23 protein-coding genes are annotated in these 25603 nt (G+C 64.8%); 4 read left to right on the forward strand and 19 right to left on the reverse strand.

All coding sequences use genetic code 11. The features are described from left to right. Nucleotides 1-31 precede the first annotated feature (31 nt). Nucleotides 32-475 (forward strand): hypothetical protein, encoded by a 444-nt coding sequence (locus tag G3I74_RS02570; RefSeq protein ID WP_164209989.1) that lies wholly within the window; start codon nucleotides 32-34, stop codon nucleotides 473-475. Here the strand turns inward: G3I74_RS02570 and G3I74_RS02575 are convergent. Further along, nucleotides 451-1077 (reverse strand): transglycosylase SLT domain-containing protein, encoded by a 627-nt coding sequence (locus G3I74_RS02575; protein WP_164209991.1) that lies wholly within the window; start codon nucleotides 1075-1077, stop codon nucleotides 451-453. The two genes, G3I74_RS02570 and G3I74_RS02575, sit on opposite strands and share 25 nt — an antisense overlap. Nucleotides 1078-1236: 159 nt before the next feature. On the opposite strand from G3I74_RS02575, the gene G3I74_RS02580 reads away from it, so the two are divergent. Beyond that, nucleotides 1237-2919, forward strand: coding sequence for an ABC1 kinase family protein (locus tag G3I74_RS02580; protein ID WP_164209994.1), 1683 nt, complete (start codon nucleotides 1237-1239; stop codon nucleotides 2917-2919). 7 nt (nucleotides 2920-2926) lie between these two features. On the opposite strand, the gene G3I74_RS02585 is transcribed toward G3I74_RS02580, so the two are convergent. After that, on the reverse strand, nucleotides 2927-3940 hold the full coding sequence (locus G3I74_RS02585; RefSeq protein WP_164209996.1) for a DUF4922 domain-containing protein: 1014 nt from the start codon (nucleotides 3938-3940) through the stop codon (nucleotides 2927-2929). A gap of 81 nt (nucleotides 3941-4021) precedes the next feature. Here G3I74_RS02585 and G3I74_RS02590 point away from each other — a divergent pair, with 81 nt between their 5' ends. Next, the gene (locus G3I74_RS02590; RefSeq protein ID WP_164209998.1) at nucleotides 4022-4708 is read left to right on the forward strand and encodes a uridine kinase family protein; all 687 of its coding nucleotides are present in this window, start codon (nucleotides 4022-4024) and stop codon (nucleotides 4706-4708) included. Further along, nucleotides 4705-6126: a glycosyltransferase gene (locus G3I74_RS02595; protein ID WP_164210000.1), complete on the forward strand. Its 1422-nt coding sequence runs from the start codon at nucleotides 4705-4707 to the stop codon at nucleotides 6124-6126. The genes G3I74_RS02590 and G3I74_RS02595 overlap by 4 nt, the downstream gene beginning before the upstream one ends. Nucleotides 6127-6148: 22 nt before the next feature. Here G3I74_RS02595 and glgC read toward each other — a convergent pair whose 3' ends face one another. The 17 genes from glgC to G3I74_RS02680 form a co-directional block, all read right to left on the reverse strand. Continuing rightward, the gene (glgC, locus tag G3I74_RS02600; RefSeq protein ID WP_420823060.1) at nucleotides 6149-7444 is read right to left on the reverse strand and encodes a glucose-1-phosphate adenylyltransferase; all 1296 of its coding nucleotides are present in this window, start codon (nucleotides 7442-7444) and stop codon (nucleotides 6149-6151) included. 135 nt (nucleotides 7445-7579) lie between these two features. Then, the gene (locus G3I74_RS02605) at nucleotides 7580-8644 is read right to left on the reverse strand and encodes a porin (RefSeq protein WP_164210002.1); all 1065 of its coding nucleotides are present in this window, start codon (nucleotides 8642-8644) and stop codon (nucleotides 7580-7582) included. Beyond that, nucleotides 8641-8988 (reverse strand): hypothetical protein, encoded by a 348-nt coding sequence (locus G3I74_RS02610; protein ID WP_164210004.1) that lies wholly within the window; start codon nucleotides 8986-8988, stop codon nucleotides 8641-8643. The genes G3I74_RS02605 and G3I74_RS02610 overlap by 4 nt, the downstream gene beginning before the upstream one ends. Before the next feature lie 28 nt (nucleotides 8989-9016). Next, nucleotides 9017-10381 carry an NAD(P)/FAD-dependent oxidoreductase gene (locus G3I74_RS02615; RefSeq protein WP_164210007.1) on the reverse strand — a complete coding sequence of 455 codons (1365 nt, stop codon included), beginning with the start codon at nucleotides 10379-10381 and terminating at the stop codon, nucleotides 9017-9019. A 313-nt stretch (nucleotides 10382-10694) separates the two neighbouring features. After that, on the reverse strand, nucleotides 10695-10991 hold the full coding sequence (locus tag G3I74_RS02620; RefSeq protein ID WP_164210009.1) for a hypothetical protein: 297 nt from the start codon (nucleotides 10989-10991) through the stop codon (nucleotides 10695-10697). Then, a complete protein-coding gene (locus G3I74_RS02625) occupies nucleotides 10988-11518 on the reverse strand; it encodes a c-type cytochrome (RefSeq protein WP_164210010.1) in 531 nt (176 codons plus the stop codon). Before G3I74_RS02625 ends, G3I74_RS02620 begins: the two co-directional genes overlap by 4 nt. 23 nt (nucleotides 11519-11541) lie before the next feature. Then, entirely contained in the window at nucleotides 11542-14697 is a 3156-nt protein-coding gene (locus tag G3I74_RS02630; protein WP_164210012.1) for an efflux RND transporter permease subunit, read from the reverse strand. Then, nucleotides 14690-14833, reverse strand: a complete 144-nt coding sequence (locus G3I74_RS02635; RefSeq protein ID WP_164209504.1) for a hypothetical protein — start codon at nucleotides 14831-14833, stop codon at nucleotides 14690-14692. Before G3I74_RS02635 ends, G3I74_RS02630 begins: the two co-directional genes overlap by 8 nt. Next, nucleotides 14820-16139, reverse strand: coding sequence for a heavy metal-binding domain-containing protein (locus tag G3I74_RS02640; protein WP_164210014.1), 1320 nt, complete (start codon nucleotides 16137-16139; stop codon nucleotides 14820-14822). The genes G3I74_RS02635 and G3I74_RS02640 overlap by 14 nt, the downstream gene beginning before the upstream one ends. Continuing rightward, nucleotides 16136-17392: a TolC family protein gene (locus G3I74_RS02645; RefSeq protein WP_164210016.1), complete on the reverse strand. Its 1257-nt coding sequence runs from the start codon at nucleotides 17390-17392 to the stop codon at nucleotides 16136-16138. Before G3I74_RS02645 ends, G3I74_RS02640 begins: the two co-directional genes overlap by 4 nt. A gap of 84 nt (nucleotides 17393-17476) precedes the next feature. After that, on the reverse strand, nucleotides 17477-17842 hold the full coding sequence (locus G3I74_RS02650) for a hypothetical protein (RefSeq protein WP_203594469.1): 366 nt from the start codon (nucleotides 17840-17842) through the stop codon (nucleotides 17477-17479). Between the two features lie 68 nt (nucleotides 17843-17910). After that, nucleotides 17911-19530 (reverse strand): hypothetical protein, encoded by a 1620-nt coding sequence (locus tag G3I74_RS02655; protein WP_164210019.1) that lies wholly within the window; start codon nucleotides 19528-19530, stop codon nucleotides 17911-17913. 26 nt (nucleotides 19531-19556) lie between these two features. Continuing rightward, a complete protein-coding gene (locus G3I74_RS02660) occupies nucleotides 19557-20324 on the reverse strand; it encodes a rhodanese-like domain-containing protein (RefSeq protein ID WP_164210021.1) in 768 nt (255 codons plus the stop codon). A 66-nt stretch (nucleotides 20325-20390) separates the two neighbouring features. Then, on the reverse strand, nucleotides 20391-21392 hold the full coding sequence (nrfD, locus tag G3I74_RS02665) for an NrfD/PsrC family molybdoenzyme membrane anchor subunit (protein WP_164210023.1): 1002 nt from the start codon (nucleotides 21390-21392) through the stop codon (nucleotides 20391-20393). 25 nt (nucleotides 21393-21417) lie between these two features. Further along, complete coding sequence (locus G3I74_RS02670; RefSeq protein ID WP_164210026.1) at nucleotides 21418-21957, reverse strand: 4Fe-4S dicluster domain-containing protein; 540 nt, start codon at nucleotides 21955-21957, stop codon at nucleotides 21418-21420. Next, complete coding sequence (locus G3I74_RS02675; RefSeq protein ID WP_164210028.1) at nucleotides 21954-24146, reverse strand: molybdopterin-containing oxidoreductase family protein; 2193 nt, start codon at nucleotides 24144-24146, stop codon at nucleotides 21954-21956. Before G3I74_RS02675 ends, G3I74_RS02670 begins: the two co-directional genes overlap by 4 nt. A 72-nt stretch (nucleotides 24147-24218) precedes the next feature. Next, nucleotides 24219-25544 carry a rhodanese-like domain-containing protein gene (locus tag G3I74_RS02680; protein WP_164210029.1) on the reverse strand — a complete coding sequence of 442 codons (1326 nt, stop codon included), beginning with the start codon at nucleotides 25542-25544 and terminating at the stop codon, nucleotides 24219-24221. Nucleotides 25545-25603 lie beyond the last annotated feature (59 nt).

Genomic DNA, 25603 nt, shown 5'->3' on the forward strand with positions numbered 1-25603 from the left:
CGTTATCTGACGGGTCGCGGAGGCGGCATCCATGGTGAGAATCCTGATCGGATGGCTGACGGCGGTGCTGGTCGCCACGGTGGCCGGCAGTCTGGTCCAGTCGCATTTCACGCTTGCCGCCATCGCACGAATCCATGCACCGGTGGCCTTGCGCGATCGCCTGGCCTTGTACGCCTACGACCTGGTGCACTTCGCGCCCCTGTGGGCGGTCATCATGGCCTTGGGCTTGCTGATTGCCTTTCCGGTAGCCGGATGGCTGGCGCATTACCGACCGCGCTGGCACGCGGTCCTGTTTCCGCTCGCCGGTCTGGCTGCCGTGCTGACCGCTTTGCTGGTGATGGATGCCATGCTGCCGGTGACCGTGATCGCGGCGGCCCGAAGTGCACTGGGGGTTTCACTGTTGTGCCTGGCGGGCGCGCTGGCGGGCGCGGTCTACATTGCCATCGTGCCCTACCGGCAGAAGGGCCAGAACTGATACCAGCGGCGGCAGCGCAGCCGCTCTTCGCAGGCGGGGAGCTGGCGGCTGTAGTCGCTGGCGCGCTGCGCAACCCGGCGGGCGACGGCCTGCAGCTGGGCGTTGTTGCGCCAGCCGCCGCGCTGGAATCCGGTATGGCCGTCGTGATAGGCCAGGTATAAATGGAAGGCGTCGGTTTTGCCCAGGCCCAGCCGCCGCTGGGAGACGTCGTTGTACCAACCGATGAAATCCAGCGCGTCAGCCATGTCCGTGCGACTGGCAAAGCGTCGGCCGGTCGCGCGCTGGTAGTCTTGCCAGGCCGGGTCCTGCGCCTGGGCATAGCCTTTTGCGCTGGAGGGGCGAGGGCCGGGGAAGATACCGAGAATACGCTTTCGCTCGGGCCGTGCCCTGGCCCGGAACGAAGACTCCTGCTGAACGAAGGCCATCTGGACCGGGATCGGTGTACCCCAGCGCCGCTCGGAAGCCTTCGCATCGTCATACCATCCAGGTTGCTCGCGGAAAATGCTGCAGAGATTATCCTGCTGACGCGGCGGCGTGGCGGCACAGCCGGCCAGCAACAAGACGATTGCGGCAAGCGGCACAAGGAAGACCGGCTTGGGCATGGGCAATACTCCGCGCGCGATGCGCTCTGTCGAGCATATCGGGCATGATAACGGCTCGTGCCGCGCCATCGGGGCGAAGCGTTACCATTCAGGAACGATTTTCGGGAGCACAGATATGGCCACTGATTCGACCGCAACTGCCAGCGAGGGCCGGCGCTGATGCTCTGGCAGGCGCTCAATGCCGCCCGCGATCTGGGCCGGGTACAAGACATTGCCTCGGTGCTGGTTCGCTACGGGTTCGGCGATCTGGTACGGCGCATTGGCATGGCCGGCGCGCTCGAGAGTGCCGGCAGGGCCCTGCACTGGAAAAAGGCCGAGGAACTGGCCCGCCTGCAGCCGCCGGAGCGTGTCCGCCGCATCCTCGAGGAGCTGGGGCCCACGTTCGTCAAGCTCGGACAATTGCTGGCGACCCGCGTGGATCTGTTCGGGCCGGAATGGCTCAACGAGTTTCGCAAGCTGCAGGATCATGCGCCCGCCGTCGATTGGGAAGAAATCCATGCCCAGCTGCGCGAAGATCTGGGTGCGCCGCCGGAAGAGGTATTTGCCTGGGTGGATCCGGAGCCGCTGGCGGCCGCGTCCCTGGCCCAGGTGCATCGGGCCCGGCTCGAAGACGGGACAGAAGTCGTCCTGAAAGTGCGGCGCCCCGGGATCCGGCCGGTGGTCCAGGCGGATCTGCGCCTGCTGCAGCGGCTGGCCGAGATCGTTGAGAGCGAGACCGATGAGCTGGAGCGTTATCATCCGCGCCTGCTGGTCAGGCAGTTCTCCAGCTCGCTGAGAAGGGAGCTGGATTTTGCCGCCGAGTGCCGCAACGCCGAGCGCATCGGGCGAGATTTCGCCGACGATGAGGAACTGGTCGTACCCGAGGTCTTCTGGGAATGGAGCGGTGAACGCCTGAACGTTCAAGGCTGGCTGGATGGAATTTCCGGCAGCAATCTCGAGGCGGTCAAGGCCGCCGGTCTGGACCGGCACGCCATTGCCAGCGCCGGCACTCGCATCATCCTGCAAATGATTCTCGAGCACGGCTTTTTCCATGCCGACCCGCATCCGGGCAATGTCAAATACCTGCCTGAAAGTCGCATCGGTCTGATGGATTTCGGCATGGTGGGACGGCTTTCGGAGGATCGTCGTCAGGAGGTCGCTGAACTGCTCCACGGTCTGGTGTCGCGCGAGGCCGAGCTGGTGGCGACTACGCTGATCGACTGGAGCGAGAGCCATGATGCGGTCAGCGACGCCTTGCGCGCCGATATCGTCGAGTTCATCGAGCATTACCACGGCGTGCCGCTGGAGAATCTTGACATGGGCGAGATGATTGGCGAGATCACCGGCGTGCTGCGCAACCACCGGCTCATGCTGCCGGCCGATCTGGTGCTGATGCTCAAGGCCTTCATCACCATGGAGGGCATGGGCCGATCGCTGGACCCGGATTTCGACATGGCCGGTGAAGCTGCGCCGATCATCGAGGACGTGCTCAGGAAACACTATTCACCGATCAACGTGGCGCGCAGGATGCGGCACAGCATGGCCGAGACGATGAAGATTCTGGGCGCCCTGCCGGCCGACCTGAGCCGGCTGATGCGTGCGGCCCGGCGCGGCCGGATCGAGATCCAGCTCGATATCCAGTCGCTCAAGGAGGTCGGCTACCGCCTCGATCGGGCGGCCAGCCGGCTGACGCTGGGCGTGGTCACGGCCGCGCTGATCATCGGATCGGCCATCGTCCTGAATGTCCAGAGCGACCGTGAAGCCTTCGGTTTGCCGCTGTTCGGCCTGGTCGGCTTCATTGGCGCCGCTTTGGGCGGGGTCTGGCTGCTGATTTCGATCTGGCGCAGCGGGCGGGGCGACTGATTGCGCTTCAGAAAGCGACCGAGACCTGTCGCAGCATCCCCGCCACGGCTGGATAGTCGACCTGACCGCTGTCCAGGCGCTGTTTTTCTTCGCGCGTGGAGCACACGATCTCGCCCAGCGCTTCGAAACTGCCGACCACGCCCTGAAGGCCCTCGGCACGCGATCGGCGCTGATGCCGGGGGATGAAATACAAGTCCATGCCACGGTTGTCGAAGCGGGTGCAGGCGATGACGTTGGCGGTTGCGTCCTCCAGCGCGCCACTGCCGAGCTGCCACTGCTCAATCCAGGCCAGGGCCTGTTGGAGCACCTCGCTTTTTGACCCGCTCCAGTGCATGAAACTCAACGGGTAGAAGGAATCGACGCAGTCGCGCTGGGGGCGCTCGCGGGCCGCTTGCTCCAGCGGCATTTCCTCATAGCCCGGCGGGCGGGGTAGAAAGTGGAAGTGCAGGTGGTGCGGAATGGAGGCGCCGGCGCCAACCCCGTTGTAAAAACCGATCCAACCGGGCAGTTGTTGCGAAAGTTCGGCCAGGTCGGCCACGAGCTCGGCCAGCGATCGCGCTCCGGAGCTCTGCCAGTGCTGGGGCCGGTGGCGGTTACTGGCGATGACCGTGTGGCACGGCAGGAGCGGAAAGGGGTTCATCCAGGCGGTGTAGCGACCCTCCGCGAACGGGAGGTTGTAGCCGACTTCAGTACCCTGATGCTGCCACTGGATATTGTCTACGCACAAAAAACAGCCATCGTGAACCCGGGGCGCCGCCGGATCGGTTTGACCTGCGCCGCGAAACCGGCGCGCTCTGGCGGGATTGAACTGGGCGCTGAAAGCGCGGGCAGGCTCGAAAGGGCAGGGAAAACGGTAGCGGACGATTTCGCGCAGCTCGTCCTGGATAAAGCCCGATTCGATCTGATGGACCATCAGACCGTGGAGGGCGGCACCCAGACCGGCCTCATTGCGCGTCCGGTCCAGCCGTTTCTTCAGCGCTTTCCATTCTTCGCGGTAGGCACGGTTGTTCAACTGGTCCATCAGGAAATCCGCACGGTGGCAAGGGGCGGGCGAAAGCGGCCAGTATAATCGGAGTCTGTTGATCCATCGTCCGGAGATTGCATGAGAGGCGACAGCATTGTTGTCGAACCGCACCATCAGCGCGCCGCAAGCGGCGTCCATGAGCTGATCACAGACCGGCCCGAGCGGCCGGGCGGGCGGCTGGTGGTGTCGGTGGCCGGCGAGTCCGGCGCCGGAAAGTCCGAAATCGCCGAGGCCCTGGCCGAGCGGTTCGAGGAGGAAGGGTATCGGACCACCATTCTCCAGCAGGATGACTATTTTGTGCATCCGCCACGCAGCAACGACCGGGTTCGGCGCGAAGATATCGGCTGGGTCGGACCCAGCGAAGTGCGGCTTGATCTGATGGAAGAACACCTGGAGCTGTTCCGGGCGCGGGCCTGTCTGACCAAGCCACTGGTCCGTTATCTTGAAGACCGGATTGATCGAGTCAACGTCGACCTGTCGCCCTTCGACATCGCCATTGTCGAGGGCACTTACGTCACCCTGCTCAAGCACGTTGACGTGCGCGTGTTCATTGCCCGCGATTATCACGCCAGTCGTGCCCACCGCGAAAAGCGGCGCCGCCACGCCTCCGAGCTTGACCCCTTCATCGACCAGGTACTGGCCGTCGAGCACGGCATCATCGCCCCCCATCGAATGCTGGCCGACCTGATCATCAACGAAGACTATTCGGTCAGCCGCGCCGAGCCGCGACCGGATCCCCATGTCGGCGAAGAAGGAAAGTCATGAGAATTGTCTTTTTAAATCCCCAGGGTAACTTCGACCGCACCGACGCCTACCTGACCGAGCATCCCGACTTCGGCGGCCAGCTGGTCTACGTCAAGGAAGTTGCCCTGGCGCTGGGCAGGCTGGGAGTGGACGTCGATATCATCACGCGCCGGATTCGCGATCCCGAATGGCAGGGCTTTGAGCAGATGCTGGATGACTTCGGCCAGCTCGCCGACCGCGTTCGCATCGTGCGCCTGCCGTGCGGCGGCGATGCCTTTCTGGCCAAGGAGGCGCTGTGGCCGCATTTACCGGAAATGGCCGACGCCATTGCCGACTTCTACGCCGACAAGGCCCCGGATTTCCTGACCGCCCATTACGCTGATGGCGGCTACCTCGCCGTGCTGCTAAAGGCAAGGATGGGACTCGGTTTTACCTTCACCGGGCACTCGCTGGGTGCGCAGAAGCTCGACAAGCTGATCAGCAGCACCGGCAAATCCTTTGAGAGCCTGGATGATCGCTACCGGTTCTCGCAGCGCATCGATGCCGAGCGCCTGGCCATGGCAGACGCCGATACGATCATCGCTTCCACGAGCGATGAGCGGATGAGCCAGTACGGGCACCCGCTCTATACGGGTGCAATCGAGCCGACCGACGATCGCCGTTTCCGCGTCATTCCACCCGGCATCAATAGCGCTATCTTTCACGCCGATTCATCGCTTGATGAGCGCGAAACGCTGGCACGACTGAGATCCGGCGTCAGAAATCCCGGGCGTCCCCACGTCGTGGTGGCCAGTCGGCTGGACCCGAAGAAAAACGTTGCCGGCGTGGTCGAGGCTTTTTGCCGCAGCCCGGAGCTGGCCTCCGGCGCCGACCTGGCGCTTTTCGTGCGCGGCGTGGACGATCCCTGGGCCGGGATCGAGGCGCTGCGCGCAGACGAGCAGGCTGTGCTCGGCCCGATTCTCGATCGCATCCGCCAGGCCGGCCTGATAGAGCGGGTCAGCTTTGTCAACGCCCGCTCGCAGCGTGAACTGGCTGCCGGCTACCGGCTGTTCGCCGCCAGCGGCTCGGTGTTTGCGCTGCCCTCGCTGTTCGAACCATTTGGTCTGGCGCCGATCGAGGCCGCGGCCTGCGGGCTGGCGGTGGTCGCCACCCGCAACGGTGGGCCGTCGGAAATCTTCGCCGGCGGCGCCGGGGTGCTGATGGATCCCGAAGATCCCGAAGACATGGGCCGGGCTTTTCTGGAAGGGCTGGATCGATACCCGCAGCTGGCCCGCGCCGGGATCGAGCGCGTGCTGTCGACCTATACCTGGGACAAGACGGCGGCCGCTTACCTCGAGCAGATCGAGACCAATCGCGGCATCGGCGTGCGCGCGATGGAGGGTGCCGTCCCGGTGCTGGACGCCAGCCGCCGGATCAGGGCCTACCTCGACAAGGCTTAGTTTGCTTGGGCTCGCGCGCCTTTCAGGCTGATGCGCGCGGGATATGGGTGTAGTCGGGCGGCTGGTAGCGGCGTTCCTGGCCCAGCATTTCGCGATTGACCACCACGATGCCGCCTTCGGTGACGTGAAAGCGCGCCTTGTCGGCGGCGTGGTCCTCGCCGATCACGGTACCGGCCGGCACGATACAGCCGTTGTCGAGCAGAACGTTCTTCAGCCGTGAGCCGGAACCGATCTGGCAGCCCGGGTGAACCAGCGCGCCGTCGAGTTCGCAGTCGGTCTCGATTCGGCAGTCGTTGAAGACCAGGCTCTTGCGGATACTCGAATCGGTGATCACGCAGCCGTTGCCGACCATGGACTCGACCACGGTGCAGCCGCCGCGGGGACCGTGGTCGGTGAACTTGGCCGGCGGACCCTGGACGGGATAGGTGAAGATCGGCCAGTGCTGTTCGTGCACGTCCAGCGGTGGATCGTCGGTAAGCAGTTCCATATTGGCCTGGTAAAGCGCATCCAGCGTGCCCACGTCGCGCCAGTAAGGCTTGCCGCTGACAGCACGCGCCAGCGGAAAGGCGAGAACCTTTCGGCCCGCCTGGATCGCGGCCGGGATGATGTCCTTGCCAAAATCATGGCTTGAGCTTTCGGAACTGGCGTCGCGGGTCAGCGCCTCGTGCAGGAACTCGGAGTTGAAGATGTAGATGCCCATGCTCGCCAGGGCCTGGCTGGGATCATCCGGCATCGGCTCCGGCTCGGCCGGCTTTTCCGTAAATCCGGTCACCCAGTCGCGGTCGTCGACGCGCATGACCCCGAACCCGCAGGCGTCTTGCAGCGGCACGACGTTGCAGGCCACGGTCATGTCGGCCCCGCTGCGGGCGTGTTCGGCCAGCATTTCGCCGTAGTCCATCTTGTAGATGTGGTCGCCGGCCAGGATCAGCGTGTAGGTGTGATCATAGGCCTCGACGATGTCCAGGCTCTGGAAGACCGCGTCGGCGGTGCCCTGGTACCAGCTTTCGTCTTCCAGCCACTGCTGGGCCGGGACAATGTCGAGGATGCTGCCGTAGTCGGTGTTGAGTTTCTTCCAGCCGACCATGAGGTGGCGGATCAGCGAGTGGGACTTGTACTGGGTCAGGACCGCGATCCGCCGGATGTCGGAATGCAGGCAGTTGGAAAGACTGAAATCGATGATGCGGAACTGGCCGCCGAAGGGTACCGCCGGCTTGGCGCGCCAGTTGGTCAGCATTTCCAGGCGGGTGCCGCGACCACCGGCGAGGATGAGGGCTTGCGTCTGGCGGGTGAGGCGACTGACGTAGCGTGCCGAGTTCATCTGCAGAGGATGTTTTGCCAACCAGGTTACAGAGTACCGAATTTGAGTGATTGACGGTTGTTTTAGACCACAAAAAAGCGCCGCGGAGGGCCGCGGCGCTTTCAGGCAGGCGAAGTCCCTGCGAGCTTGCTGCTTTTAGCGCGCCAGCAGGTTGCCGGTGTTCAGGCCAAACCGGAAGCCGATACCGAACACGTTGTCGTCACCCTGGATGTCGCGCTCGGAGCGCTTGTAGCCGACGTGGATCGAGGCAATCCGGCCCAGGCTGTAGCGCGTGCCGATGGCGAAGTAATCGCCGTCGTTGTCGCGACCGTCAAGATCGTCCATGAACTGGCCGTAGTTGATGCTGTGGGTCCACTTGCCCATCTTGTAGCTGCCGGTCAGGAAGACGAAATCGCCGTCTTCGAAACCTTCATCACGCATCTCGTACTGGCCGGCCAGCGTGAACGCGCCTTCGTTGTAGCGCGCCCCGACCTTGAAGCCGGTGCTGTCATCGGCCCGTCCGCGGTATTCGCTGGCGTCGATGTAGGATGCGACCAGCTCGACCGGGCCGACCGGCGCGCTGAGCGAAAACGCAACCATGTGGTCGCCACGGGTTTTGCCGGTGTCCGGCTCGTTGCTGTCATCGATCCCGACCATGGCCGCAAACTTGATGCCGCTGAACGAATGCTGGTAATTGATCGAATCGTCCAGGAAGCTGTTGTGACCAAATACGCTGCCGGAACGACCCTGGTTGGCGCGCGCCTGCAGGAAGGTGGCGTTGAACGGGTCCCATCCCAGCGTGGAGAGCTTGTAGGGAGTGTGGTGGCGACCGGCCGTAATCCGGCCGAAGGTCTTGCTGTGCAGGCCGATCCAGACATCGCGATCGCTGTCCTTGTAGCCGCCCATGTCGAGATTCATGGAGTAACGGCCGACGGCCTGGAGATCTTCGGTGATGCCGACGCTGCCGTTGAAGAACAAACCGCTCCAGCCACCGGCGTCGGAACGGCCGTTGATCCAGCCATCACCGAAATTCAGGCCGTCGTTGCCTTGGGACTCCACGATATCGCCGCTGCCGTCGACCAGCTCGGCCTGCATGCGCAGGAAGATGCTGAAGCTGTTGCTCGGCTCGTTGGCCATGACAACGCTGGGCAGGGTGACGGCTCCGGCCAGCGCCATGGCGCCAACCAGCGTCGAGATTTTCATCTTTCTTTGCGACTTCATGATTTTTGACTCCGTTGAAGTAAGGCCGCAGGGGGCCAGGTGAGTAATGCAAACAGCACTCCCACGCCGAGCGCGCCACCGATCAGGGACAGATAATCAAGTGCCCCCGAGAGGTTGGCGAAACTCGACCTGGTGAGAGCCGGTGCAAGAAAAAAGGTGATGACGGCGGCGATGGCGCCGACGATGACCGCCAGGCGGATCGCGCCGGACGTGACCAGGGTGCCGCGGCGAAGCGCCAGCAGCAAAAGAATGAAATCGATCACGACAACCGCAATCAGAAGCGGCAGCAGCGGTCGAATCACTTCGAGCAGAACCGAAAGAATGCCGACGATGGAAAATGCCATTGTTATGTCTCCTTAGGGTCGGTCAGGTTCAGACGCGGCCGCGCATCATCGCGTTGTAGGCGGCGTGCAGCATGCGATCCTTCATCACCCAGGGCACCCAGTGCTCTTCGTACGGGCTGATGAAGGGGAACGAGGGCACCATGTCGAGGGCATAGTCGAACTCGACCAGGATGCCGCGCCCGCGCGCGGTGATCAGCGGGCAGGAGGTATAGCCGTTGTAGCTGGCCGTCATCTCGCGCTGCTGGATGGCCTGGATCATGTTTTCCACCGCCACCGGCACCTGGGCCTTGACGCTGGCCGCGGTCTTGCCGATCGGCGTGCCGACGCAGTCGCCGGCGCCGAACACGTTGGGGAAGCGCGGGTGGCGCATGGTGTGCTTGTCGACTTCCATCCAGCGCCCGTCGTCGGCAAACGAGCCGGCCTGCCAGGCCAGGTCGCTGTTGGCCAGCGCATCCGGGGCACGCATCGGCGGGACGACATGGATGAAGTCGTAGTCCAGACGCACGTTGCCCTCGGGTGTGGCGAAGGTGGCCCGCTTGATTTCAGGTTCGATTCCGGCGAGCACGTGGTTCCACTGCACGGTAATGTCGCGGCTGGGAAACTCCTGCTTGAGGAAGTCGTTCATGTCCGGCTGCGAAAACAGCCCCGTGCCCGCGGTCGGGTAGAAGAACTGGGCGCGCTCGCGGGTGCCGCGACGCTGCATCAGGTCCTCGGTGAGCATGGTGACCTTGAGCGGCGCGCCGGCGCACTTGATGCCCCCGGGCGGTCGCGTGAACAGGCCGACGCCGCCTTCTTCGGCAAAGCGGTCGATCATCTGCCAGGTGCGGGTGGCGTGGTCGTTGTTGTCGTAGACGCAACCGATGCCCTGGGTGCCGATCAGATCGGTGTTCATGCCCTCGATCGCGGCAAAGTCGACGTGCAGACCGGTGGTGACCATCAGGTAGTCGTACTCGACCACCTGGCCGCTGTCGGTTACGACCCGGTTGGACTCCGGGTCGAACTCGCTGACCAGGCCCTTGATCCAGTCGATCCCGGAGGGCATGTAGCGCGCGTTGCGGTCGAGCACTTTGCGCTGGTTCCAGATGCCGGTCGCCACCAGCGTCAGGCCCGGCTGATAGATGTGCTGCTCGCGCTTTTCGATGATGGTGATGCGCGCGCCGGACAGGCCGTCGGCCAGTCGGTTGGCAACCGAAAGACCGGCCGCGCCGCCGCCGACGATGACGATACGAGCCGAGGTGTCGACGGCTTTTGCGGGTTGGGACGCCAGTAGCGTACCGCCAGCGGCCAGGCCGGCCAGGCCGAGACCGGAGGCCTGCAGCAGACGCCGGCGCCCGGGGTCGGGCAGGGCGAGGTCTTTTTGTTCTTTAATCAGTGACAGCAGTTGATTTTTCATGCTTGCTCCTCTCCGGCACCGGGCTTGGCTACCTTGGTATGGAATGGCGTTTTTTTCCTGACTACCCCGCAGGGCCGATCGGGTCGGTAAGCAGCGCTTTTTAAATATCAGATCGATCTTGTGCACTGATCCGGCGCGATCGGAGCGGCTCACTCCAAAGCGAGATCAATTGTCCGTGAAAATTTTGTTTTGTCCTTTGATCTGCATCAATTCGTACTTATGTAGATAAGATGCATGAAAGACGAATGATTGGAGCGTCGAACGATGAGGGACGGCTCCGGGGCCGGGTTGGCGTTTCGGCCAAGATCGACGCCTACTTGCGATCCGGAAACAGGTAGAAGTTACGGATCAATCCACCAATCAGCAGGATCGTGGGAAAAAGCAGCGCGCTGTAGGCAAGCGCGACCGCGGGCCACCATTGGAAATCCTCGGATCCGGCCAGGGTCTGGCGAATCCAGAGCGCAAGCAGTCCGCAGGCAAGGGCGGCGATGGCCAGAATCGCGCCATTGATCTTTCGCAGGTGTGGCCGATTTTTTGGAGAAGGCGAGAAGTAGAGGAAGATCCAGGGCGAGGCCAGGATGACGATGGCGCCGACCAGGGCGAAAATCATTGCGCCATGGCGGCGGCCCGCATTTGTTCATATTCCGCCGCCGTCAGGTTCGGGAATCGAGCGACCAGGGTGGCGATGGCCCAGAGTTCCTGGTCATCGCGGGTTGTGCCCCAGGCCGGCATGGCGCTCATGCGAATGCCGTGTTTGGTAACCCAGAACAGCTCTTCCACGGAGCGTTTTTCGGCGGCCTCGCACAGCTTGGCCGGTGCCGGGTTCAGGCTGCGGGCCAGCGCCGGCGGATCGCCACCGGGCCGCTGGTGGCAATCGGCGCACATGGATTCAAAGCCCCGCACCGCGCCCAACAGGACCGCCTCGTCGTCCAGATCAATCGGCCGCGCGTCCAGATCGCGCACTTCGCGCCTGACCGCGTTGACCCGGGTGAGGTGGATCAGGTCGTGAACGGGCTGCGGCAGCTGGGCCGAGACCGCGACATCAAAGCGTCCGCCGAGAATGATCCAGCCGGCCACGGACGCCCCGATCAGGGCGGCCAGAAGCAGGACGATTGCTGCGTGCTTGATAAACGCCAAGCGTTTTCTCCTGTGCTCCGGTTTCAGGCCCGTTCAGTTGCCCGTTCAGCTTCGGTCGCTTGCGGCAAACCGCGCCGGTGCCACAGATAGTACAGGGCCGGCATGACCAGCAGGGCAACCAGCCAGACCGTGAACACCCCGCCGACCATGGGCGCGGCGATGCGCTGCATGACTTCCGAGCCGGTGCCGGAAGAAAACATCACCGGCAGCAGACCGAGGAACACCGTGGTCTCGGTCATGGTGATGGGCCGAACCCGCTGGCAGGCGCCCTCGATGATGGCATGGCGCAGGTCGGCGCGGGTGAAGGTGCGCTCGCCGACCTGCTCGCGAAACCGCTGGTAGGCGTTGTTGAGATAGACCAGCATGATCACGCCGGTCTCGGCGGCCAGCCCGCCCAGGGCAATAAAGCCCACGGCCACGCCTACCGACATCTGGAAGTCCAGCAGCCACATCAGCCAGAACCCGCCGGCCAGCGACAGCGGCACCGTCACCAGCACCAGCGCGACCTCGAAGATCGTGCGGAAGATCATCATCAGCAGCACGACGATGATGGCAACCACCAGCGGGATCAGCACGCTCAGGCGCTCCCGGGCCCGCTCGATGTACTCGTACTGGCCGGCAAAGGTAATGGAGTAACCGCCGGGCAGTTCCACCTGCTGGGCGATCTCGGCCTGGGCCATGGCCACCCAGCCACTCAGGTCGTCGTCGTTGATGTCGACGAAGACGAAACCGGCCGGACGGGTATTTTCGCTGCGGATCATGGCGGGTCCGGCGGCGATCTCGATCTCGGCGACCTCGCCCAGGGCGATATGGGTACCCGACGGGGTGACCAGCGGCATCACGCGCAGCTGCTCGGGCGAGTCGCGCCAGTCGGCCAGATAACGCAGGTTGACCGGAAAACGCTCCAGGCCTTCGACTGTTTCGGTGACGTTGGCGCCGCCGACACCGAAGCGGATCAGATCGTGCAGGTCGGCGATGTTCATGCCGTGACGGGCCAGGGCGCGGCGATCGGGGCTGATCTCGATGTAGCGGCCCGAGGCCGGACGGTCGGCAAAGGCGCTGGTGGTCCCGGGCAGTTCGGCCGCCACCGCCTCGACCTGCTCGGCGATATCCTGGATCACGCCCAGGTCGGGGCCCGAGATCTGGATGCCGATGTCGGTGCGGATCCCGGTCTGGAGCATGTCGATGCGGGTCTGGATGGGGAAAACCCAGGCGTTGGTCAGGCCGGGGAACTGCACCATCTCGTCGAGTTCGGCCATGATGTCGGCGGTGTCGATTCCGGGCCGCCACTGCGATCGCGGTTTCAGGGTGATGAAGGTTTCGATCATGGTCAGCGGCGCCGGATCGGTCGCCGTCTCGGCCCGCCCGGCCTTGCCCATGACGCGCTCGACCTCCGGGTGCGAGGCGATGATGGCATCGGTCTGCTGCAGCAGCTCGCGCGCCTTGCCGGGGCTCAAGCCGGGCAGCGTGGTGGGCATGTACATCAGGTCGCCCTCGTCGAGTTCCGGCATGAACTCCGTGCCCAGGCGCGAGGCCGGAAAGAGCATGGAGACGACCAGCGCCAGAGCCAGCACCGCGACGATCCAGGGATGGTTGCCGCTGAAGCGCGCCAGCGGTCGGTAGCCGGCTTCCAGCCAGCGCGCGAACGGGCTGCCTGTTCCCTTGCCCGATCCCAGGGATCCGACGAAATACCCCATCAGCACCGGCACCAGCGTGACCGAAAGACCGGCCGCGGCCGCCATGGCGTAGGTCTTGGTAAAGGCCAGCGGCGAGAACAGCCGGCCCTCCTGGGCCTGCAGGGCGAACACCGGCAGGAACGACAGGGCCACGATCAGCAGCGACACGAAGATCGGCTTGCCGACCTCGAGCGTGGCCTGGGTGATGGCCTCCCAGCGCTCCTCGCTGGTGCGCGGGGCGTCGCGTTCGATCCGGCGGTGGACGTTTTCGATCAGCACGATGGCGGCATCGACCATCACGCCGATGGAGATGATGATGCCGCCTAAGGACATGATGTTGGCGTTGATGCCCTGGAAGTACATCACCAGGTAAGCGGCCAGCACCCCCAGCGGCAGGCTGATCAGCAGCACCAGCGAGGACTTCAGGTGCCATAGAAAAAGCGCGATCACCAGCACGACGATGGCGAACTCCAGGGCCAGCTTTTCCCACAGTGTGCGGATGGAGCGATCGATCAGCGGCGAGCGGTCGTAGGTCTCGACGATCTCCACGCCCTCGGGCAGGCCGGGGCGAAGATCGTCCAGGCGCTGCTGGATGGCGGCGATCACCGCGCGCGCGTTTTCGCCCTGGCGCATCACCACGATGCCGGAGACGACCTCGCCCTGGCCGTTGAGATCGACGATGCCGCGTCGTGATTCGGGGCCGAAGCGGATCTCGGCGACCTGTTCCAGCAGGACCGGCGTGCCGTCTTCCAGCACGCCGACCGGGATCTGGCTCAGATCCTCCAGCGACTGGATGTAGCCGCCGGCGCGCACCATGTACTCGGCCTCGGCCAGCTCGATCAGCGAACCGCCGGCCTCGGCGTTGCCGCGCCGGATCGCGCTTTCAAGCTGGCCCAGGGTCAAATCATAGGCGCGCAGGGCGTTGGGATCGACCGCGACCTGGTATTGCCGGACCATGCCGCCGGCGCTGGCGACCTCGGACACGCCGGGGACCGACTGCAGCTCGAACTTCAAAAACCAGTCCTGCAGGGCGCGCAGCTGGCTCAGATCGTGGTTGCCGCTGCGATCGACCAGGGCGTACTTGTAGACCCAGCCGACCCCGCTGGCGTCGGGCCCGAGCTCGGCGTTGACGCCCTCGGGCAGCCGGCCCTCGACCTGGCTCAGGTACTCCAGCACCCGGGCCCGGGCCCAGTACAGGTCGGTGCCGTCTTCGAACAGAACGTAGACGAAGGCGTCGCCGAACATCGAAAAGCCGCGCACGGTGTGCGCGCCCGGCACCGACATCAGCGCCGTGGTCAGCGGGTAGGTGACCTGGTCTTCGACCACCTGCGGCGCCTGTCCGGGGAAGGTGGCGCGCACGATGACCTGGGTATCGGTCAGGTCGGGGATGGCGTCGACCGGCGTGTTGCGCAGCGCCCAGAGACCGGCCACGGTCAGCACCACGGCCATCACCAGCACCAGCTGCCGGTTGGCGATCGACCATCGAATGATCGCGTCAATCATGCCGCTGCTCCTCAGCAATTAATTTAACCGCAGATGAACGCAGATGAACGCAGATAAAGGAAGGCAAACGGCGCTGAAGGAAACATCCGTGTTCATCCGCGTTCATCCGCGGTTTAATCCAATCAATGATTGTCATGGCTGGTCATCCGGCTGTGGCCGGCGCTGATGCTGGCCTCGGAATCGATCAGGAAGTGGCCCGAGACCACAACCCGCTCGCCTTCTTCCAGGCCGTGGATCACCTCGGTGTATTCACCCGACTCGAGGCCGGCGTGGACCAGGCGGACGCTGAATTGCTGCTCGTCGTCCTGCACGATCACGCGCTGCTCCTCGCCGGTGCGGATGATCGCCTCGCTGGGGACGTAGACGATGTCGTTCTTCGGCCCGGCCAGGATTGCCAGGCTGGCCCAGTCGCCGACCTTGAGCTCGCCGTCCGGATTGTCCAGCACGATACGGGCGCGGGCGGTGCGGGTACGGGGCGAAAGTTCCGGATAGACCAGATCGACGCGCCCGCGCAGGGTCTGGCCGGGATTGCTCACCTGCTGGATTCGAACCGGCTGGTCCTCGCCCAGCCAGTCGATCTGGCTGCCGAAGATGTCGGCGATCAGCCAGACCCGGCTGGGGTCGGCGATCTCGATCATGTCCAGCCCGGGTTGCACGAACATGCCGGCGCGGATGTTGAGCTCGGAGACATAGCCGTCGCGCTCGGCGTACCAGGGCACGTAGGTCAGGACTTCGTTGCCGTCGCGGATGCGCTCGATGACCTCCGGCTGGACATCCAGCACCTCCAGCCGGCGTCGGGTGGCCCGGATCAGACTGTCGTTGCCGGCCCTGACCGCCTGCAGGAACTCATCCTGGACGTTGACCAGTTCGGTGGCGTACAGGGTAAACAGGCGCTGGCCCGCACGCACCGGTTCGCCGACGCTGGCCACGTCCAGCTCGCCGATCCAGCCTTCGGTGCGCGGGTGCAGATGACTGAGCGCAGCCTGGTCGACTTCGAGCGTGCCGACGGCGCTGATGCGGCGGAAAAGGCGTCCGCGCTCGACCTCGGCGGTGCGCAGGTTCATCGCCTGCTGCACGGCCGGGTGAACGTTGACGGTGGTGGTGCCGCCGCCCTCGCGCTCGCGCTGGACCAGATCCATGCCGCAGATCGGGCAGCTGCCCGGACTGTCCTGGACAATCTGGGGGTGCATCGGGCAGACGTAGCGGGTTTCGGTCTGGTCGCCGAGCATGCGATCGACCGCGCTGTCTTGCTCTGATGCATGGTCGTGTTCCGAGTGGTCGTGATCGGCGTGGTCCTCGGAATCGCTTGCCTGCGCTGATTCCGCGTGTTCCGAAGCATCGTGCTCCTCGTGGCCCTCGGGGTCGGCACAGCCGGCCAGGATCAGCATCAGAAGCAGGGCCAGAGTGGACAACACCGGCCGGCTGTAGAGGTTCTTGGTCATGGCAGTTCCTTGTCGGTCAGGCTGGCAATGCGGGCAATCGCGCCCAGCTGGCGGCGCCGGGTGTCGATCAGGTCAAGGTCGATTTCAAGCTGGCGCAGGCGCGCACGGACCAGCTCGTCGAAGCTGGCCCGATCGCTCTCGTAGGCCGAGAGTGTCGCGTCCACGGTGTCCTGGGCGCGCGGCAGGATGCGCTGTTCCAGCAGTTCCCGGCTCTCGGCCAGGCGTGCCTGCAGCGCCTGCTGCCGGGCCAGTTCGCCGCTCAGGCGCTGCAGGATCAACTGCGCCTGCGCCTGCTGCGCATCGCGTTCGGCCAGCGCGGCATCGACCCGGCGGTCCTGGCGGTCGTCGGTAAACAGCGGCAGGCTGATCGTGGCCATGGCAAAGAGTTTGTCGGACATGCGCCGGCCGCTGGGGTCCTTGCCCCGCTGATGACCGTAGCCGGCTTCCAGCATCCACTGCGGGCGATAGGCCTGGCGGGCCAGATCGGCGGCGACCTCTTCGGCCTCCACCCGGATGCCGGCAGCGATCAGCTCGGGATGCCGGGAGAGTTGCGCGGGGATATCGTCACCTGGCGATTCCTGAAGCGACCACTGCGGCAGGCGAGGGTCGGCCGCGCCTGGTGTCAAGGGACCGATCCAGCGCTCGAGCCGGGCGCGGGCTTCGTCCATCGAGGTCTGGGCATCGACCCGCCGGCGCTCGAGCAGCGCCAGCTCCAGCAGCGCCTGGGACTCGTCCTGCAGGCGACCGCTCCCGGCCTGAAACCGCCGCTGGGTAATGCTCACCAGCTGACCGAGCTGCTCGAGCATGGCGTCGACCTGATCGGCCGAGGCGCGCGCGCTGACCCAGTCCAGCCAGGCCAGGCGGGTCTGCAACGCGACCTCGAGTTCGCGCGCCCGCAGGTCGGCGGCCACGGCCCGCGCCCGGGCGCTGTTGCGGTCGCCGGCAAGGCGGCGTGAATCGCCGGCCGGAAACCGCTGGCGCACTCCGATCCGGTACATCGTCATCATGTCGGCTGACAGCGGGTCGTCGATCGGCAGGCCTTCGGCGCCGATGGTTACCTCCGGGTCGGGCAGGGCGCTTTCGGCAACGGCGAGATGATCGAAGGCCCGGGCCTTGCGGTCCAGCTCGCGCAGGCCGGCGTCGCGAGCCAGCGCCTGTTCGACCGCCGACTCGATCGACAGGGCCAGAGCGCTGAGCGGCTGGCACAGTGCGCCGAGCACGACGAGCCCGCTGAAAACAGATTTGAACGACATGCAGCTCTCCCGAAGAGTTCTTTATAGGCCATTGTGCTACCCCGTCATACGAGGGCGTTACACGCGCGTGGATACGCGCCGGACTCAGGCTTGAGACTGGGGAGGTCGCAGCAGGCGTTCGGGAGATGGAGACGGATCGAAGTGGCGGGTCGTCGCGTTGGCCGCGCTGTGGTCGGGGCAGGCTTCGCTGCCCAATGCGCCGACCGGACCCGGCACCGGCGCGCTGCAGCCGCAGCCGCAATCGAAAAAGCAGCAGCCGGCGTCGTCCGGCGCGTTTTCCGATGGCGCATCGCCCTGGTTATCAGCCTGGGCGGCGTGGAACGGACAATCGCTGCCGTCTGTGGCGGGGTTTTCCGATTCAGCGGGCGCGCCGGCGACTGCGCTGCCGTGGGCGGGGCAGGCGTGGGCGGGCAGCCCGGCGCAGGCCAGCACGAGGCCGAGCAGAAGCACAAAGAGGCGATAGTGCCGAGTCATTGGCGGAGACGCTACCACAGTCGCTGTGCCCAGTCCATCGCCTTCTATGGCGGCAGGGCGTTCAGCACCCGCTGGATCTCTTCGGCGGTCAGGGCCCGGGCGCCGGCCCGGGTGGTGCGGCCTGAGCGGCCTTCCAGGTCAACGAACGCATCGGCCGGCAGGCCATCCTGCAGATCTGCCTGGTTGGGGTTGAAGACCCACTCGTCGCCGTTGTGTTCCAGCGTGCCGCGACCCAGGCCCAGCGCCTGGCTGGAGCGATGGCAATCCTCGCAGCTTCTGGCCGGTCCGATGGTGTGCGGACTCAAGGGCGCGAAATAGCGGCGGAACTGGGTCTGTTCCCAGTCGGGATGGTCGATGGTGCGAATCATGCCGGGCACGAAGGTCACGATGTGGCCCTCGCTATCCACGCCCATGGGCGGGGCGTCGTTGTGCACGTTCCAGCGCTGGTCCGACCACGACCCGGGCGTGAACTCGCGCGCGACGTGGTCAAACTGTTCCTTTTCGGGGTCGTAGTCCATGTGGCAGCCGTGGCACTGCGGCGCCCACTGGGTGTGGCAGGTCGAGCAGGTCAACCGATCATGGTGGCCGTCGTCGGGATGGCTGGCCTCGGTCAGCGGCGGAATCGGCAGGCTGCCGCCGTTGACCTTGCGGTGCAGGATCTTGCTGCCGTCGGCGCGCAGTTCGATATGCCACAGGGGCGTGCTGCGACGTTCGGTGGTCAGGAAGCGCCGCTGCGGATCACGCTCGAACGGCAGGCGGCCGAGCTGGCCACGCAGATCCGACGGCCAATCGGCTTCGGTGATGCGCGGCTGGCGGTTGTCGTGACAGTCGGCGCACTGGATATCGACCGCATCCGAGCCGTGGTTGAACTGGCCGGTTGGCCCCATGACGTCGCGGGTGGTGTGGCAGTCGATGCAGGCCAGCCCGGCCTGGTGGTGGACGTCGCGATGGGTGGATTCCACCAGTCGGCCGTCGGGGAGACGGCCCAGCGGGTTGGGGTGGTTCTCGTCGAGGACATGAGCGTCGACTTCGGCGAGGCCGGCGTAGTTCAGGGCGATTCGGCCCGAACGCGAGTGGCAGCCCGAGCAGCTCTGATCGCTGACCGTGGCCGACAGGGTCACGTGTCCCTGTCCTCGCTGGGTCTCGTGGGGTGCGTGGCAGGCCAGGCAGCCGCCGCCGCGGCTGCCGATCGGATCCTCGGTAGTCATCTGGTGCTGGGGCTGGCCGAGATGGCAGCTGGCGCAGTGCTTGCGCAGAATCGAATCGGCGGGCGTGTGTCCCAGGCCGTCGAGGCGGCCATCGCCCTGGTCGGGTCGGTCCTGCTCGCCCACGGTATGGCGGGTCACGTTGACCATGCCGCGGCCGCTGTGCATCAAACCCTCGACCACGTGTCGGGTTTCGTCGACGTGGCAGGTGCCGCAGGTCTCGGCCGCGTTGTCCAGCCAGCCCGGCGATGAGATCATGCCGGCGTGCGCATCCTCGCGGTTAGCGGCGTCGACCTCGCCCAGGTGGCAGGCCTGGCACTGCTGGGCCAGAAAGGCGTGCGGGTCGGACTCGTCCAGGGCATGCGGCTGATGACAGTCCAGGCACGCGGCGCTGGCCGGCAAAACGCCGGCCAGGACGAAAAAGCCGGCCCAGAGGACCGGCTTGAAGAACGCTGTCACGATGCTGTCCAAACTTGAAATCGCTGTCAGCAGCCCTCGCCGATGATCAGGCGGCGCGGTTCTTCTTCCGCTGTCTCTTCTTCCTCGACCACGGCCAGTTCGGGCCGCTCGATGTCGACGCCGACGCCCAGGTGCAGTCCCAGACCGTGGGGGTCGCTGGCGCTGGCCGGCGCCGACTCGGCGGGTTCCGCTGACGGAGCCGACATGCCCAGGGCGGCGGAAGCGCCGCCGCCGGCCGGCGTGACGCCGGGAGAATAGCCATCAGGCGCTTCGGCGCTATCGCCGTGGAAGAACTCGACAAAAGCCTGGCGCTCGCTGTCGCCGAGCGGGTCGCTGACCCCGGCGAGCTCGACGGCCGGGTCGCTGGTATAGGCGAACCAGTCGTCGAAATCTCCGGCCAGTGCCAGGGCGTTGATGCCGGCCATCTGCAGAACCGCGCTGGCCTGGCTGGCGGCGATGCCGGTCTCGCCATACAGGACGATCTGACGTCCGCCGGCGACTTCTTCAGCCTTTTCGGGCCGAACGATTTCCATGGCCCCGACATTGACCGCGCCGGGAATGTGGAAGGCTTCGAAAGCCGCGGCATCTCGAATGTCGACCAGCCGGAAGTCGCCTTGATCCTCCACCACCCGCCGGGACAGCTCGGGGATCGAAATCTGCGCCTCACCCCGGGCAATCGCCGAACCGACCCGTTCGACGTCGTATTGCATCGGATCGCCGCTCTGACCACAGGCCGTGGTCAGGGCAACGGTGGCACCCAGCAGGGCGACGATACGCCAAGACTTCCGCGACACAGCTTGCATGGAATAAACCTCTTCATTAGGTTGGACTAAATCGAGAGTTTATCCCAAAACAAACCATTAATGCATGCCAAGTAGATCTAATAGTGCCGGGTTGTAGGTGTTGACGTAGTCGATATATCCGGACACCTGGCCCAGGTCGACGAACAGCTGGCGCAGCATATAGGCGCCGTAGAGCACCAGGACCGGACTGATGATCATCCAGGCCGGCCGTTTGCCGCGCAAACCAAACGCCTCGATGACCAGCGGAACCAGCAGTCCGGGGATGACGAAGAACAGCCAGAACAGCTGGGTATAGTCACCGCCGAAAATCGGGTGCAGAGACTCGATCTGCTGCTGCGAGCCGTTGGCAAGGTTGGCCAGGGTCAGTGCCAGCAACAGGACTTTGAAGGCCAACAGTCCGAACAGCGTACCGGTAAAGAGCCGGCGCTCTTCAGCGTTGCGCGAGCCGATAAGCACCACCGCTGCGGCGGTTGCCAGGCCGGAGACCAGGAACAATGGCGCCATCAGCCCGCTGCTGGAGAAAGGCCGGGCGTCCATCGAGGTCATCAGCGTGCCGGTGTAGAAGGCGATGATCACGCCGAGTACGACGCTGGCCCAGGCGACCGGGCGCTTGATCCGCTCGGCCCAGTTCAGCGCCCATCGACCGATGCCGAACTTCTCGACCGGCGAGGCCAGGGACGGGTAGCCCTTGCGCAGTCCCTGCAGGGTCAGCAGCAGGATGGCCAGAATCACCAGCTGCAGCAGCCAGGCGCCCCACGACATCACCGCGGTCGGCACGAAAGCGCCGAAGAACCGCCAGAAAACGATTTTGTGGGTCAGCTTCAGAAACAGGAAGGTCATGGCCAGACCGATCGAAATCAGCCCGATCAAGGGCAGCCGCTTGGCGGTAAAGTCGAAGGTCTCTTCCTTGCCGCGCAGGATGACCAGCGCAGCAAAGATCAGCGCACCGGCGGTCAGGCCGACGAGGAACAGGTCGGCGATGACCTGCCAGCCCCAGACGCTGACGGTCGGGTCGATCTTGTAGTTGTCTCTAACGGTAATCAGGATTTCTTCACGCATGGTATTGATTCCGGCTGTAAGGGCATCAGGTCAGGTAATAGACTTGCGGTTCGTTACCCGTCTCTTCGTGCATGGCCTTGTGCTCGCGCGTGGCGAGCAGGCGGCTGACGGTCGAGTTGGGATCGTCGAGCACGCCGAAATGCATGCAGTTGGTCGGGCAGGAAGCGACGCAGGCCGGGTCCAGGCCCTGCTCGACGCGGTGATGGCAGAACGTGCACTTGCTGACATAACCTTCGTTCATGATCAGGCGGGCGTCGTAGGGGCAGGCCGCGATACAGGCCCCGCAACCGGTGCATTTGTCCGGGTCGACGAGCACGATGTTGGTGCCTTCCCAGCGGTAGGTCGCCGCCGTGGGGCAGGCATACAGGCAGGTCGGCTTGGTGCAGTGATTGCAGCGCTCCGAACGGAACTCGGTCTTTAAGTCCGGGTAGGTGCCGGTGGTCGCCTCGACGACCCAGTCGCGGTTGAGTCCGGCCGGTACCTTGTTTTCGGTCTTGCAGGCAACGACGCAGTCGCCGCAGCCGATGCAGAGTTTGGTGTCGATGACCATCGCGTAGCGGATCATGCGCTTGCCTCCTCGGGAATCAGGGTTACGAAATTGCCGCGCATGCCGGTGCTGCCTGCGATCGGGTCGACCAGGATCCGGGTGATCAGGCCCTGGTCGTCGGCACCGCGGCCGTTGGCCAGGCTGAGATCAGCCGAGTTGTGGCCGAAACCGTGGGCCATGAACAGCGAGTCGGGGCGGATGCGTTCGGTGACCCGCACGCGAACGGCGTTGCTTTCTACGCCGTCCTGGTTTTTCAGGCGCACGTACTGGCCGTTGCTGACCTGGAACGTGCTTGCGGCCACCGGGTGAATCCAGACCGTGTTTTCCGGCATCAGCTCGAACAGCTGCGGGTTGTTGATGGTGCGGCCAAAGGTATGCGCCGGGGCGCGGCCGTAGTTGAGGTGCAGGAACTCGCCCTCGGGCTTGCTCGGCGGCGGGGTAAACACCGGCAGCGGGTCGTGCCCGAAATCGGCCAGCATCTGCGAGTACAGCTCAATCTTGCCGGAGCTGGTGCGGAAGCTGCGGTTCTCGCCGGGGGCGAAGTACTTCGGCGTCTGGCGCGGGAATTTCTTGACCCCGATGCGCCGCATTTCTTCAAACGAACTGCCGACCTGGCGCAGCTGCCAGTCCAGCTCTTCGCTGTAGTCGTCCCAGGGGAACCAGTCGCCCAGATCAAGGCGTTCGGCGATCTGCTTGGCGATCCACCAGCCGGGCTTGGAGTCGTACTTGGGCTCGAAAGCCGGCACCGACACGGCCAGCGACGGCTCGCGCTCGGGGCTGTTGCGCATGGGATCCAGGCGCTCCAGGTAGGTGCACTCGGGCAGGATCACGTCGGCGTAGCCGGTGATGCCGTACGGCATGGTGTCGACGACGACGAGCAAGTCGAGATCCTGCGAGGCCTGGGCCAGCTTCTCGGTGACCCCGGGAATGGTGTGGCCGAGATTGCTGCTGTAGACGAACCAGCCCTTGAAGTAGGCGTCTTCGCCGATCGAGGCGTCGATGAACTTCTGCGAAATGCCGGACGGGGCCACCGGAAAATCGCCCTGCACCTCGTCGCGCCAGTTGGTCGCGGGCGCGGGTGGGTCCGGCAGCGGGAAGCTGGGGATCGAGACGTTTTCCTGCTCGTAGTAGCCGCCTTCGCGACCCCAGGCGCCGAGCAGCGCGGTGAGGATGGCGATGGCGCGCTCGCGTTGGGTGTCGTCGCCGTACCAGGTCACGTGACGGCCTGGGTGAACCAGCGTGGCCGGGGCGGCCATGGCCATTTCGCGGGCGGTGGTGCGGATCACGTCGGGCCGGATACCGGTCTGCCCGTAGGCCCATTCGGGGGTGTAGGGCTGGACGTGAGCCTTGAGTTCATCGAAGCCCGATGCGTAGCGGGCGATGTAGTCGGCGTCGTAGAGATTTTCGTTGATCAGGACGTTCATCCACGCCAGCATGAGGGCGATATCGGTGCCGGGCTTGATCGGCAGCCAGTGCTTGGACTTGCCGGCGGCGACCGAGAAGCGCGGGTCGACGGTGATCATGGTGGCGCCCTTGCGCACCGCCTCGATCCAGGTCTGGACCTGGCCGTTGTGCAGGTTCTCGCCCAAGTGCGAGCCGATCAGCACGATGCAGCGCGAGTTTTCCATATCGGTGCGGTCGGGCGAGCCGACGCCTTCACCGTAGGTCAGGGCAAACGCGACTTCGCGCGGACCCCGGCACTGGGCGTAAGAGGGCGCCGTGTAGGCCGGCGAGCCGAATGCGCGCAGGGTGCGGCGGAAGAAGTTGCCGCCGGAACCGTGGGAGAACAGGCACAGGCGGTCCTGGCCGTGCTCTTCCTTGATCTTGTTCATTTTTTCAGCGATGTAATCGAAAGCCTCGTCCCACGACACCGGCTTGAAGCGCTGGCGCCCGTTTTCGGTCACGCGAAGCATCGGCTGCTTGAGGCGGTCCGGGTCGGTATACATGCCCAGGCCGGCATCGCCGCGGGTGCAGAAGCGACCGTTGGAGTGCAGATCGTCGGGGTTGCCCTCAATTTTCCAGGGCTGGCCGTTTTCGACCGATACGGTGCCGGCGCAGCGCCAGAAACAGACGTTGCACAAGACCGGCGTTTGTACCACTTCGCCTTCTCCGGGCAGCGGCCGTGCCTTGCAGCCGGTCAGCGTAAGGGGCGCCATGGCGGCGGCACCGGCCGTTGCGGATAGCTGGATGAACTCGCGTCTTTTCATGGGGACTCTCAGGTGTTTCGTGTTGCGGAAGGATCGGCGGGGCAGCGTGGCCCCGCCGATGCTGCGGGTCGGCTACAGAATCTCGTAGTCGCCGTCGGAGTCGATTTCAACTTCCTCGTTCAGGAAGCTGGCCTCGAAGCCTTCATCGTTGAGGACCTGGTAGGCCATCTGGGCGCGTACGCCCGTGGAGCAGTGGACGATGACGGGCTTGTCCTTGCTCAACTGGCCGAGCTGGTCTTCCAGGTTGTCCAGGCCGATGTGAACCGCGCCGGGAATCATGCCGGCTGCGACTTCCTCGTCGGAACGCACATCGAGAATCTGGACCTCATCGGTCGGGAACGACATGGCCGCGAACTCGGCCGGCTTGATGGCGCCGGGGGCGAGCTGGCGCTCGTAGTTGATCGACAGCGACAGGCCGTTGCTTTCGGTCGGCAGGTCAGCCGAGGTCCAGCCGTCGAAGCCGTCCTTGATCACGCTCACGCCGCTGTAGCCCCAGCTGCGCAGTTCCTTGAACGCGGTCAGCAGGTCCTGGTCAACGTGGCTGTCGGCGTACAGGATGATCGGCGCCTTCTTGTCGGCCACGCCGGGCAGGCGGGCAGGCTGCTGCTGGTCGATGAAGCGCTGGGTCATGGCCTGGAAGGTCGAGGCCTCCATGGAAACAGCCGTTGGGATGTGTTCCATGTTCGCGATCGCCGGGCTGCGGGTGTCGATCACCACGTGGCCCGGGTTCAGGCGCTCGGCCAGCCACTCGGGGTCGGTGTGCATCGGCAGCTGCTTTTTTTTCCAGGTCGGGGCGCCGTCCTGGTAGCCCTTGACGTTGGTGTAGCCGGCTTCGATGGCGATGTCGACGGCCTGGCCGGTGTACGGGCAGGTCGGTCCGCCGCAGTAGAAGATCACCAGCTCGGACTTGTCTTCCGGCAGCACACCCAGCACGGCATCCGCGCCGTCGCCGGGAAAGGCGTTAATCGAAGACGGGATGGTCGCGGCGAGGAAGCGGCGAGCCGGGCGCGTATCGACCAGCAGGTAGGGTGCATCGGCGGTCATGATGGCCAATAGTTCATCGGTGTCGATTTCGACGCCATCGGGCAGGCCGAAAACGATCTTTTCGATCGTGCTGGCCGGGCTGCCGGGGACGTAGGTAACTTCCAGCAGTTCGTTGCCGCCGACATCGGCGATGCCGTCGGCGCCGAGGAACTGGGTGTCGGAATCGAAGCGCACGACCACCGGGTCCTGACCGCTGACGTTGAGCTGGATGGTCTCGGCCTTGCGCGAGATATCCATGACCCGGCCCTTGACGGTTTCAGTGTCCTGCGCCAGAGCGCTGAAGGGGGCGAGGAAGGCAAGCAGCAGGCCGATTCGACCCAGGTTGCCTAAAGTGTTGAAGAATTTGGACTTCATGTTCAAGTACTCCTTGATCTCTTCGTTGTAGTGAGTCTTTACCCGTATGGCCTGCAGTT

Source organism: Wenzhouxiangella limi (assembly GCF_010499265.1).
GTDB classification, from domain to species: Bacteria; Pseudomonadota; Gammaproteobacteria; order Xanthomonadales; family Wenzhouxiangellaceae; genus Wenzhouxiangella; species Wenzhouxiangella limi.

Coding starts and splice junctions, on each gene's coding strand:
- G3I74_RS02570 (WP_164209989.1), top strand. CDS start 32: ATGGTGAGAATCCTGATCGGATGGCTGACGGCGGTGCTGGTCGCCACG.
- G3I74_RS02575 (WP_164209991.1), bottom strand. CDS start 1,077: ATGCCCAAGCCGGTCTTCCTTGTGCCGCTTGCCGCAATCGTCTTGTTG.
- G3I74_RS02580 (WP_164209994.1), top strand. CDS start 1,237: ATGCTCTGGCAGGCGCTCAATGCCGCCCGCGATCTGGGCCGGGTACAA.
- G3I74_RS02585 (WP_164209996.1), bottom strand. CDS start 3,940: ATGGACCAGTTGAACAACCGTGCCTACCGCGAAGAATGGAAAGCGCTG.
- G3I74_RS02590 (WP_164209998.1), top strand. CDS start 4,022: ATGAGAGGCGACAGCATTGTTGTCGAACCGCACCATCAGCGCGCCGCA.
- G3I74_RS02595 (WP_164210000.1), top strand. CDS start 4,705: ATGAGAATTGTCTTTTTAAATCCCCAGGGTAACTTCGACCGCACCGAC.
- glgC (WP_420823060.1), bottom strand. CDS start 7,444: ATGAACTCGGCACGCTACGTCAGTCGCCTCACCCGCCAGACGCAAGCC.
- G3I74_RS02605 (WP_164210002.1), bottom strand. CDS start 8,644: ATGAAGTCGCAAAGAAAGATGAAAATCTCGACGCTGGTTGGCGCCATG.
- G3I74_RS02610 (WP_164210004.1), bottom strand. CDS start 8,988: ATGGCATTTTCCATCGTCGGCATTCTTTCGGTTCTGCTCGAAGTGATT.
- G3I74_RS02615 (WP_164210007.1), bottom strand. CDS start 10,381: ATGAAAAATCAACTGCTGTCACTGATTAAAGAACAAAAAGACCTCGCC.
- G3I74_RS02620 (WP_164210009.1), bottom strand. CDS start 10,991: ATGATTTTCGCCCTGGTCGGCGCCATCGTCATCCTGGCCTCGCCCTGG.
- G3I74_RS02630 (WP_164210012.1), bottom strand. CDS start 14,697: ATGATTGACGCGATCATTCGATGGTCGATCGCCAACCGGCAGCTGGTG.
- G3I74_RS02635 (WP_164209504.1), bottom strand. CDS start 14,833: ATGACAATCATTGATTGGATTAAACCGCGGATGAACGCGGATGAACAC.
- G3I74_RS02640 (WP_164210014.1), bottom strand. CDS start 16,139: ATGACCAAGAACCTCTACAGCCGGCCGGTGTTGTCCACTCTGGCCCTG.
- G3I74_RS02645 (WP_164210016.1), bottom strand. CDS start 17,392: ATGTCGTTCAAATCTGTTTTCAGCGGGCTCGTCGTGCTCGGCGCACTG.
- nrfD (WP_164210023.1), bottom strand. CDS start 21,392: ATGCGTGAAGAAATCCTGATTACCGTTAGAGACAACTACAAGATCGAC.
- G3I74_RS02670 (WP_164210026.1), bottom strand. CDS start 21,957: ATGATCCGCTACGCGATGGTCATCGACACCAAACTCTGCATCGGCTGC.
- G3I74_RS02675 (WP_164210028.1), bottom strand. CDS start 24,146: ATGAAAAGACGCGAGTTCATCCAGCTATCCGCAACGGCCGGTGCCGCC.
- G3I74_RS02680 (WP_164210029.1), bottom strand. CDS start 25,544: ATGAAGTCCAAATTCTTCAACACTTTAGGCAACCTGGGTCGAATCGGC.